The organism is Endozoicomonas sp. SESOKO3 (assembly GCF_024606255.1).
The window spans coordinates 1-1,092 of the sequence record NZ_JAHHPR010000139.1; the positions used below are offsets into that span (position 1 = coordinate 1).

At 49.2% G+C, this 1,092-nt stretch carries 2 protein-coding genes; one reads left to right on the forward strand and one right to left on the reverse strand.

Features of this window, described 5'->3' with window-relative positions:
- Nucleotides 1–904, reverse strand: a 904-nt coding sequence (locus tag KDK18_RS02475; RefSeq protein ID WP_257252952.1) for a hypothetical protein, incomplete at its 3' end; no start/stop codon positions are given.
- Between KDK18_RS02475 and KDK18_RS02480 the strand changes: the two genes are divergently transcribed.
- Nucleotides 904–1,092: hypothetical protein (locus KDK18_RS02480; protein ID WP_257252953.1), on the forward strand; the 189-nt coding region annotated here is incomplete at its 3' end. The two genes, KDK18_RS02475 and KDK18_RS02480, sit on opposite strands and share 1 nt — an antisense overlap.

The following is a 1,092-nucleotide window of genomic DNA, read 5'->3' on the forward strand; positions in this document are numbered from 1 at the left end:
TGAATACCTCCATCAGGGTTTGCGCTTTTTCCAGCTCTTCCTGACTTAATTCGTAATGGATATTTGCTTTTACTGTTTCCAATGGATCATCGAAAATTTGAGTATCTGCCAGTTTCTTTTTATTGGCTGGTGGTGCAGCCGCTGCTTTTGAAATTTTTCTCTTTCTAGCCGCGCCCTTCTTTTTTTTCTGGTCAGGTTCTGATGAATCCGACTCTGTTTCTTCCCGTATTCGTTTTGCTCTTTTTTTACTGTGAGTGCCCGAAAGGCAATTGTTGCATAAAAACGCTGAAGCTGTTGCTTCATTGGCTAAACGTCCTAATTCCTGTCGATTCAGTGCCTTGTTACATTTTGAACAAGTTATCATCGGGTTTCTGGCATCCTGCTCAGCTGAGGGTTTCAGAGGGTCATCATCTCCACGACCACTGCCGCTTGTTGATCCGGTTCGCTGGTTGCGGGCAGTAGATCCGCTCTTCTGGCCGGTCTGACCTGTTGTTGCGGGCGTTGATGCTTTGGTCGTTCGGGAGGATGGATTCTTTTTCCTGGTGGCCGCCTGCCGGCCAGAATATTTACCAGCAGCGATCTCAAGGTAAACACTGAGTTCCTGACCATTCTCTGCCAGCCATGTCTGAACCAAGCCCGGATGCATCGTGAAAGGGTCTGATCTTTCCATATTCAGAAGATCCGCTTCAATCACCATGATCCGGTCTGATAAAATCCGGGCCAGCGTTGTTTGGCTTGTCGTAATAGCCCATAGTCGTTTGATTCGTAACATTCGAAGCAGCTGCCTTTTTTGTTGCAGGCATTTTTGAACAGGGGCAAAAACAAGATTAAGGTTAAGGTCAGGCTGGGGCTCCGGATCTTCTGGGGATATAGCCAACAGGCTAATGTGGCGGGTTGGCTTCATTGGCCAAAAGGGCAGGGGCAACAACTCGTTCCCACGGCTGGGACCCTCAGGGCCTGAGAGCATGGGAGCCAGCATTTTGTGACGCCCTCGAAAAGGATTGGGCAGTTCAGGTTCAGCTAACTTACCGGCATACAAGAAATGAGTTGGCAGCGGGTTTGAGCCGACGAGTCCCATTGCAGGCAGCGACT